This window comes from Caulobacter sp. S45, from assembly GCF_903642205.1.
GTDB lineage: Bacteria > Pseudomonadota > Alphaproteobacteria > Caulobacterales > Caulobacteraceae > CAHJWH01.
In genome coordinates, this window is the sequence record NZ_CAHJWH010000145.1 from 1 (window position 1) to 8,048 (window position 8,048).

Consider the following 8,048-nt stretch of genomic DNA (forward strand, 5'->3'; position numbering starts at 1 on the left):
CGCTGCCCTCCATCCTGCAGCTCGAACTCAGCCAGCATCCCGCCTGGCGAGCCTACAAGGACGCCCGGCCGAGCGGCAGGCGGACGCCGCCCACTCCGCGTCCCAGGCGGCCCAGCTGAACGCCATGACCACGCCGCAGCGCCTGGACGCCCTGCGCAGCCAGATGCAAGCCCAACAGCAATCGTTCGAACAGCAGGCCTCGGCGACAGAGGCCTTCTACGCCGTGCTGTCGCCGGACCAGCGTCGCATCTTCGACGAGGTGACCCGGCTGCCGACGCCCTCCTCACCCCTGCGGGCGAACGCGTCCGTGGACGCCGGAAGTCCCCAACTCCTCCGTCTGCCGCCCGCGGGGACAAGGCTGGTCCCGCCAGCGCCCTGAACGGTGATCATCTCTTTGAAGCACCAGCCAAGATGTAGCCACTCAGGCGGAGGGTCCAAGCGCCTTGGCCAGGATGACGAAGGCCAGGTCGAAACTCCTCAGGATGCCGGAAGCGGGGATCGTCATAGGGGAAGGCTGTGGTCTCGCCGGTGAGATCGTATCCGCGTCGGACGTCGCGCCCACGTCCCGAACCATGTGTGACGATCACCACGACTCAGAGTCTGAGCTTCTAGATGAGGTGGCCTCAGATCAGGATGTCGTGGGCCGCCTCGCCGAGCGCATCGTCGGAGCCGTGCGCCAGCCCATGCCCCTGACCCTGACCCTCGTCGGAGATGCGGCGGAAGGGGCCAGAGAAGTTCGGGTCCGCCCGACGACGGCGGTCCGGTCCGAAATAGGTCGTGGTCCGCACGAACGGCCTTGGCCGGTAGATTACCGCCATGATCCGGTCGAGCAGGGTGCGGGCGTTCACTGGCTTGACCACGAACTCGGTCACGCCGGCGTCCCGCGCCTCGTAGACCTTCGAGCGGGCGGAATGACCGGTCATCATGATGATCGGAAGATAGGGGTTGCGGCTCTCAGGCGCGTTGCGGATTTGGCGGGTGAACTCGACGCCGTCCACCGGGTCCATCTTGAAGTCGACGATAGCCAAGTCCGGTTGCCACGCGCGCAATAAGCTGAGCGCCTGAGCGCCGTCATGGACGGCGCGTATCTGCTTGATCCCGTAATTGCTGAGCAGCACGCTGACGATCTCGCGCATGTGCGGGTTGTCGTCAGCGAGCAAAACGCTCAGGGCTTCAAGACCCGTCGCCATTCAGAGCGGTCCACCTTCCGGGACGTGGCGTGATACTCGATCCAGCTACCGCACCAGCATCTCAAGCGCGCGTTTAAGAATGATTTACAATACCTCGGCCACGCTACACTGCGTCAACTTGGACGCATCGGCACGACCATCCGCTGCAAGGCCTCCCGCGCACCGGCATAGGGCTCCTGACGCTCGACGCTCCAATAGCGCAGGGAGTCCAGGGGCAAACGCTGACCCGACATGGCGCAGGCGACGTAGGCGCCAGGCTTCAGCACCGTATACTCGCCATCACCATAGTGAAGCAGCGCCGCTCCGGCCATGTCGCGATCGAGGGCGTTCATCAAACGGTCTTAGGGCTTAACCCGCACCGGTGGAAGCGCCTGCAGGCGGTCTGAGCGGGCCCTCAGAACAGGTCCCCTTGCGCCAGTGCAGGCGCCGGTCGCCGCGCGGGACGGGCCGGCCAGGCCGCTGCCCCGTCGACGTGAGCGGCCACCGGCGTCCTGTCCGCGAACACGAGCGACAGCGCCTCTCCGGGGCTGAGCTCCGCGCCCGAGCGGGCCAACCGCCCGTCGCTCCGGTGCACCCGGGCGAAGCCGAGGTTGAGGGGCCGGTCGGGGTCGAGCGAGGCGCGCATCTGGTCCAGGTGACCCAGGCGCTCGGCTGCGCGGGAGAGACGACGCCGCACCGCTGCATCCGCCCGCTGGCCGAGTTCGGGAAGGCGTGCGCGCCGGGTCGCCGCCTCCGGCAGGCGCGATCCCGCGACGCCCAGCCGCACGGCGAGGTTGGCGAGCCGCTCCGCCTTGGCGCGGGTCGGCGCCTGCAGGAGGGCTGGCGTGAGCCGCGCCGAGGCGCGGGTGAGGGCGCGCTCGTGCGCCGAGGCGTTGCGCTCCAGAGCCGCTGTCAACCGTCCAGCCGCCAGGTCGTAGCGCTGGCTGGCCACCGCAAGCAGGTCTGCAGGCCGAGGCAGTCCCCGCGCCGCGCCGGCAAGGCGGGTCCGCCGGGTCTCCAGACCGTGATGGGTGCAGCGATAAGTGCGACGGCCATAATCGAGCACCAGGGCACGCAGGTCACTGAGCACCGGCGTGGCCATTTCAGCGGCGGCCGTCGGGGTCGGCGCCCGTCGGTCAGAAACGAGGTCGATCAGGGTCGTGTCGGTCTCGTGGCCGACAGCGGAAATCAGCGGCAGGGCGCTGGCGACGACGGCGCGGGCGAGGGCCTCGTCGTTGAAGGGCCAGAGGTCCTCGATGGAACCGCCCCCCCGCGCCACGATCAGCAGGTCCGGCCTGGGGACCGGGCCGTCGCATGACAAGCCATTGAAGCCGGCGATTGCGCCGGCGACCTGCGCGGCAGCCTGCTCGCCCTGGACCACCACCGGCCAGACCACCACGTGGCAGGGCCAGCGGTCGGCGAGGCGATGCAGGATGTCGCGGATCACTGCGCCCGTCGGGCTGGTCACCACCCCGATCACCGCCGGATGCGGCGGAAGCGGCCGCTTGCGCCCCGCCTCGAACAATCCTTCGCCCCTCAGCCTGACCTTCAGCCGTTCGAGCTGCGCCAGAAGGGCCCCGACTCCGGCGGGCTCCAGCGACTCGATCACCATCTGGTATGATGAGCGTGCAGGATAGGTCGTGATGCGCCCGGTGGCGATCACTTCCAGGCCCTGCTCCGGCTGCGCCTTCAGGGCCCGCACGGAGCCCTTCCAAACGACGCCGTCGATGCAGGCCTTGTCGTCCTTCAACGTCAGATAGACGTGGCCGGAGGCGTGCCGCGTGACCTTCGAGATCTCGCCACGCAGACGCACGAAGCCGTAGGCGTCCTCCAGCGTGCGCCTGAGCGCGAAAGCCAGCTCCGAGACGGAATAGGCCGGAGCGTTGCCGGGCTCGGCCAGCGTGGAATCAGGCGGCATCATGCAGGGCAAGGTAGGCGTTCGCCGACGCCGGTGCGATACCGGGCGCGACGCGTGCAGCGAGGACGAGCTCCGTAGGCCGCGCCGCTTGACCTGAGGCCTGGGGGAGTATGTGGTCGACGCAAATCCCGACAGCTGGACCTGCCTCTTGGATGTAATGCCGCTCGCCGCCGACTTTCCCATACCCAGCCACGAGGCCTGGGTCGCCCTGGTGGAGAAGACGCTGAAGGGCGCCTCGCCCGACACCCTGACCCGTAGCGGCTACGACGGACTGCCGGTCGAGCCGCTCTACACCGCCTCGCCGCACCAACCGGACAGCGTCCGCTTCTCCGTCACGCGCAGCCAGGGCGAGGGGCGCTGGGACGTGCGCACCGTGCTCGATACCGCCGATCCGGCGAGGGCCAACGCCGACGCCCTGCAGGATCTGGAGAACGGCGCCAACTCGCTGCTGCTGCGTGTCGATCCGACCGGGAGAGATGGTGTCGCAGTCGCTTCAGCCGAAGACATGGCCCGTGTTCTGACAGGGGTGGAGATCGAGCTGGCCCCCGTGGCGCTCGACGCCGGCTTCCTGGGCGTGCAGGCGGCGCAGTGGCTACATGCGGCGGCCAAGTCTGCGCCCAGGGCCCAGCTCGCCCTACACCTCGATCCGCTGAGCGCCTTCGCGCGGGCGGGCGCGAGCCCCGGGCCGATCGAAGCCCACCTGGCGCAGGCCGCGACCCTGGCTGCAGAGCTCCGCGACACCTATCCCGACGCCACCGCCTTCCTGGCCAGCGGCGCCGTGACGCACGAGGCCGGGGGCGCGGAGGCGCAGGAACTCGCCGTGATGCTCGCCGCCGCCGCCGCCTATCTGCGTGCGCTGAACGAGGCAGGCGTCCCGCTGGCCGAAGTTCCCAAGCTCATCACCCTGGGCCTGGCCGCCGATGGAGAATACTTCATCACCCTGGCCAAGTTGCGAGCTGCGCGTGGGCTCTGGAGCCGGCTGTGTGCGGCTCTGGGGGCCACTGCGCCTGCGCGGGTCGAGGCGCGAAGCTCCCGCCGAATGCTGTCCAGGCTCGATCCCTGGGTGAACCTGCTCCGGCTGACCGCAGCGGGGTTCGGTGCGGCGGTGGGGGGCGCCGACGCCATCGTGTTGGAGCCCTTCACCCAGCCGCTTGGCCACCCCACTCCCTTCGCCCGCCGTCAGGCCCGCAACGCCCAACTGGTGCTGATGGAGGAAAGCGGCCTGGCCCGCGTCGCCGACCCTGCCGGAGGGGCTTGGTTCCTCGAGACCCAGACAGACCAGCTCGCCCGCGCCGCCTGGGCCCTGTTCCAGCAGATCGAGGCCGCGGGCGGCTTGGCGCAGGCTCTCAGGTCCAGCCTGATCTCCGGCTGGGTGGAGACGGCGCGCACCGCCATGATCGCCGATCTCGCCTCCGGGGCTCGCCAGCTGATCGGGGTCACCGTGTTCCGCAATCCCGACGAGGCGCCCGTCGCGGTCGAGACGTACGATCCGGCCGATGTCGCCAAACCCGCTCCTCAGATAGGCTTGGCGGGCGGGGACAGCGCCTGCCCTCCCCTGTCGCCCTGGCGGGCGGCGGAAGCTTTCGAAGGTGCGCCGGGAGCGGCGGCTTGAAGACGGACGACGCCATGTCCGGCTTCACGGGGCAGACCTGGAAGGCCGCGGCCATCTTCTCAGGACGCGTCGCGCGCCAGGTGGACGTGGACGCACATGCGGCAGTTTTCGCCCTGGCCGACACGGTGAACGCGGTGGTGTTCGAGGAGCCGCTGCCCCAGCCGGTCATCTGGTACGACGAGGACGCGGACGAGGAGTTCGCCGCCCTGATCGTCCAGGCCGAGTCTCACGAGACGGACGACGGTCAGGAACTGCAGGTGCTGGGCTTGTTGCTGCCCGACGGCCGCACGGCCGTCGCCTTCACCGAAGACGTGGAGGAGGTGGCGGGCGACAACCCCGACTGGCTGGCCCTGCTCGACGCCGATCTCGGACTCCCTGACGATGACGAGGAGGACGCCTGATGGTGCGCTTTCCGGACTTCACCCAGATCTCCTACGACCTTCCAACCTTCGACGAAGGCGCGCCGCCAGCCGCTGCGGTTGGCTGGGACACGCCCGAGGGCATTCGGGTGAAACCCGCCTACTCCGCCGCCGACACGGGCGGGTTGGACTTCCTCCGCGGCTACCCGGGCCTCCCGCCGTTCGTCCGCGGCCCCTACCCAACCATGTACGTCACCAACCCGTGGACCATCCGCCAGTACGCCGGCTTCTCCACGGCCGAGGAGTCCAACGCCTTCTACCGGCGGAACCTCGCGGCGGGGCAGAAGGGGCTGTCCATCGCCTTCGACCTCGCCACCCACAGAGGGTACGACAGCGACAATCCGCGGGTGACCGGCGATGTCGGCATGGCCGGCGTGGCGGTGGACAGCATCTACGACATGCGGACGCTGTTCAGCGGCATCCCGCTCGACCGGATGAGCGTGTCGATGACCATGAACGGCGCGGTGCTGCCCGTGCTGGCGCTCTACATCGCCGCGGCGGAGGAACAGGGCGTGCCCCACGCCAAGCTCACCGGCACGATCCAGAACGATGTGCTCAAGGAGTTCATGGTCAGGAACACCTACATCTACCCGCCGACGCCGAGCATGCGGATCATCGCAGACATCTTCGCCTACACCGCGAAGGAGACGCCCAAGTTCAACTCCATCTCCATCAGCGGCTACCACATGCAGGAGGCCGGCGCTTCCGCCGACCTTGAGCTAGCCTATACGCTCGCCGACGGGATCGAGTACGTGCGCGCGGGCGTCGCCGCCGGCATGAAGGTGGACGCCTTCGCCCCACGCCTGTCCTTCTTCTGGGCGGTGGGCATGAACTACTTCATGGAGGTGGCCAAGATGCGGGCGGCGAGGCTCCTCTGGGCCAAGCTGATGCGCCCGTTCGATCCGAAGGATGAGCGCTCGCTGTCGCTTCGCACCCACTCCCAGACCTCCGGCTGGTCGCTGGCGGCGCAGGACGTGTTCAACAACGTCACCCGCACCTGCGTGGAGGCGATGGCGGCGGCGAACGGGCAGACCCAGTCGCTGCACACCAACAGCCTCGACGAGGCCCTGGCGCTCCCCACCGACTTCTCCGCCCGCATCGCCCGCAACACCCAGCTGTTCCTGCAGACCGAGAGCGGACTTACCCGCACCATCGACCCGTGGGGAGGCTCCTTCTACGTGGAGCGGCTGACCCAAGAGCTGGCCACTCGCGCCCTGGAGCAAATTGCCGAGGTGGAGACGCTCGGCGGCATGGCCAAGGCGATCGAGGCGGGCGTGCCGAAGCTGCGCATCGAGGAGGTCGCCGCGCGCACCCAGGCGCGCATCGACTCCGGCCGGCAGACGGTGGTGGGCGTCAACCGGTACAAGCCGGAGACCGAGGAGGTCATCCCGATGCTGAAGGTGGACAACTCGGCCGTTCGCCGCCAGCAGGTCGAGAAGCTGCAGCGCCTGCGCGCCGAGCGCGACGGGATCGAGGTCAACCGCAAGCTTGAGGCGCTGACCAACGGGGCAGCGGGCGGCGCCAACCTGCTCGAACTGTCGGTGGAGGCCGCCCGCGCCAAGGCGACCGTGGGCGAGATCAGCGACGCGCTGGAGAAGGTCTTCGGCCGCCACAAGGCGGAGGTGCGCGCCATCAAGGGCGTCTACCTGCGCGAGGCCGGCGCGAACGACGTCACCATCAATCGCGCCCGCTCCATGGTCGAGGCCTTCCGCCATGCCGATGGCGGCGCCCCGCGGATCATGATCGCCAAGATGGGCCAGGACGGCCACGACCGCGGCCAGAAGGTCGTGGCGTCGGCCTTCTCCGACCTCGGCTTCCAGGTGGAGATCGGGCCGCTGTTCCAGACGCCCGCGGAGACGGCGCGGGATGCGATCGCCGCGGGGGTGCATGCGGTGGGCGCCTCCTCGCTTGCCGCCGGGCATCTGACGCTGGTGCCTGAGCTGAAGGCGGAGCTGGCGGCCGCGGGCCGCGGGGACATCATGGTTGTGGTGGGTGGCGTGATTCCGCCCTCGGACTTCCAGGCCCTGCTGGACGCGGGCGCGGCGGCGATATTCCCGCCCGGCACGGTGATCGCAGAAGCTGCGATCAAGCTCCTGGAGCAGCTGAACGCCCGGCTCGGCTACAGCCAGCAGGCGGCCTAACCGTCCCAAGCGTCGGATTGGATCATGAACAAGAAGGCAGACCTCCTGTCAGGCTGCTCGACATTCGCCTCAGGGGAGGCGCCTATGCCGTTCGCCAAGACCAGGCGGTCTCGACGGCCACGCCGAACACCCCCGTGCCCAGAAGCCGCCGGCAGACGCCAAGCCTCACCCGCTCATCTGCAACATGAACGCGGGTTGCGTGTCGCCCAGGCGGCTTTCTCGGGCGGCAGGAGGCGGCGTGGCGCAGAACGATCCAAAAGGCTCCAGACCGGACGTGGAGGAAACCTGGGCGCCCCCGCCGGTCAGCGTTCAAACGGTGCGGTGGCTTTGGCCGGTGCTGGCGGTTCTGGCCGCCGGCGGCTTGGGGCTAGTCGGGGCCATCATCGACGCCATCGCCCACGGCGGCGCCTTCCGCCTGGACGACGAGCTGCTGCTGGCCTTGCGCAGGCCCGGCCACCTTGACCAGCCGGTGGGCCCTGCATGGCTGCTGCAGTCCGCCATCGACCTGAGCGCGCTCGGCGGGTTCACCCTGCAGTGGCTGCTCGGCGGGGCGACGCTGCTCTTCCTGCTGCTGGTCGGCCGCAGGGCTGAGTCGGCCTGGCTGGCGGCGTCGGCGGTAGGGGCCTCCCTTCTCAATGCGAGCCTGAAGTCCATGCTGCACCGGCCGCGGCCGGAGCTGGTGCCGCACCTGGCCATGGTCTCCAACGCCAGCTTCCCAAGTGGGCACGCCATGATTTCGGCGGCCATCTACCTGACCATCGGGCTCATGCTGTCGGAGATCCAGACGCG

The 8,048-nt window shown here is 69.2% G+C and carries 8 protein-coding genes; 5 read left to right on the forward strand and 3 right to left on the reverse strand.

What is annotated here, in order from left to right:
- Window positions 1-43: 43 nt before the first annotated feature.
- Window positions 44-379 (forward strand): Spy/CpxP family protein refolding chaperone, encoded by a 336-nt coding sequence (locus HUV06_RS12920; protein ID WP_256430072.1) that lies wholly within the window; start codon window positions 44-46, stop codon window positions 377-379.
- Window positions 380-623: 244 nt separating this feature from the next.
- On the opposite strand, the gene HUV06_RS12925 is transcribed toward HUV06_RS12920, so the two are convergent.
- The 3 genes from HUV06_RS12925 to xseA all read right to left on the reverse strand — a co-directional run bounded on the left by HUV06_RS12925 (window position 624) and on the right by xseA (window position 3,087).
- Complete coding sequence (locus HUV06_RS12925) at window positions 624-1,190, reverse strand: response regulator (protein ID WP_174301673.1); 567 nt, start codon at window positions 1,188-1,190, stop codon at window positions 624-626.
- A 113-nt stretch (window positions 1,191-1,303) separates the two neighbouring features.
- Window positions 1,304-1,522: a DUF2093 domain-containing protein gene (locus HUV06_RS12930; RefSeq protein WP_174301674.1), complete on the reverse strand. Its 219-nt coding sequence runs from the start codon at window positions 1,520-1,522 to the stop codon at window positions 1,304-1,306.
- Window positions 1,523-1,584: 62 nt separating this feature from the next.
- Window positions 1,585-3,087 carry an exodeoxyribonuclease VII large subunit gene (xseA, locus tag HUV06_RS12935; RefSeq protein ID WP_174301675.1) on the reverse strand — a complete coding sequence of 501 codons (1,503 nt, stop codon included), beginning with the start codon at window positions 3,085-3,087 and terminating at the stop codon, window positions 1,585-1,587.
- Between the two features lie 157 nt (window positions 3,088-3,244).
- On the opposite strand from xseA, the gene HUV06_RS12940 reads away from it, so the two are divergent.
- The 4 genes from HUV06_RS12940 to HUV06_RS12955 form a co-directional block, all read left to right on the forward strand.
- The gene (locus tag HUV06_RS12940) at window positions 3,245-4,699 is read left to right on the forward strand and encodes a methylmalonyl-CoA mutase family protein (RefSeq protein ID WP_174301676.1); all 1,455 of its coding nucleotides are present in this window, start codon (window positions 3,245-3,247) and stop codon (window positions 4,697-4,699) included.
- Window positions 4,696-5,100, forward strand: coding sequence for a hypothetical protein (locus HUV06_RS12945; protein WP_174301677.1), 405 nt, complete (start codon window positions 4,696-4,698; stop codon window positions 5,098-5,100). The genes HUV06_RS12940 and HUV06_RS12945 overlap by 4 nt, the downstream gene beginning before the upstream one ends.
- Window positions 5,100-7,259 carry a methylmalonyl-CoA mutase gene (gene scpA, locus HUV06_RS12950; RefSeq protein WP_174301678.1) on the forward strand — a complete coding sequence of 720 codons (2,160 nt, stop codon included), beginning with the start codon at window positions 5,100-5,102 and terminating at the stop codon, window positions 7,257-7,259. Before HUV06_RS12945 ends, scpA begins: the two co-directional genes overlap by 1 nt.
- Before the next feature lie 238 nt (window positions 7,260-7,497).
- On the forward strand, window positions 7,498-8,048 hold a 551-nt coding region (locus HUV06_RS12955; protein WP_174301679.1), incomplete at its 3' end, for a phosphatase PAP2 family protein.

Coding starts and splice junctions, on each gene's coding strand:
- HUV06_RS12940 (WP_174301676.1), top strand. CDS start 3,245: ATGCCGCTCGCCGCCGACTTTCCCATACCCAGCCACGAGGCCTGGGTC.
- HUV06_RS12930 (WP_174301674.1), bottom strand. CDS start 1,522: ATGAACGCCCTCGATCGCGACATGGCCGGAGCGGCGCTGCTTCACTAT.
- xseA (WP_174301675.1), bottom strand. CDS start 3,087: ATGCCGCCTGATTCCACGCTGGCCGAGCCCGGCAACGCTCCGGCCTAT.
- scpA (WP_174301678.1), top strand. CDS start 5,100: ATGGTGCGCTTTCCGGACTTCACCCAGATCTCCTACGACCTTCCAACC.
- HUV06_RS12925 (WP_174301673.1), bottom strand. CDS start 1,190: ATGGCGACGGGTCTTGAAGCCCTGAGCGTTTTGCTCGCTGACGACAAC.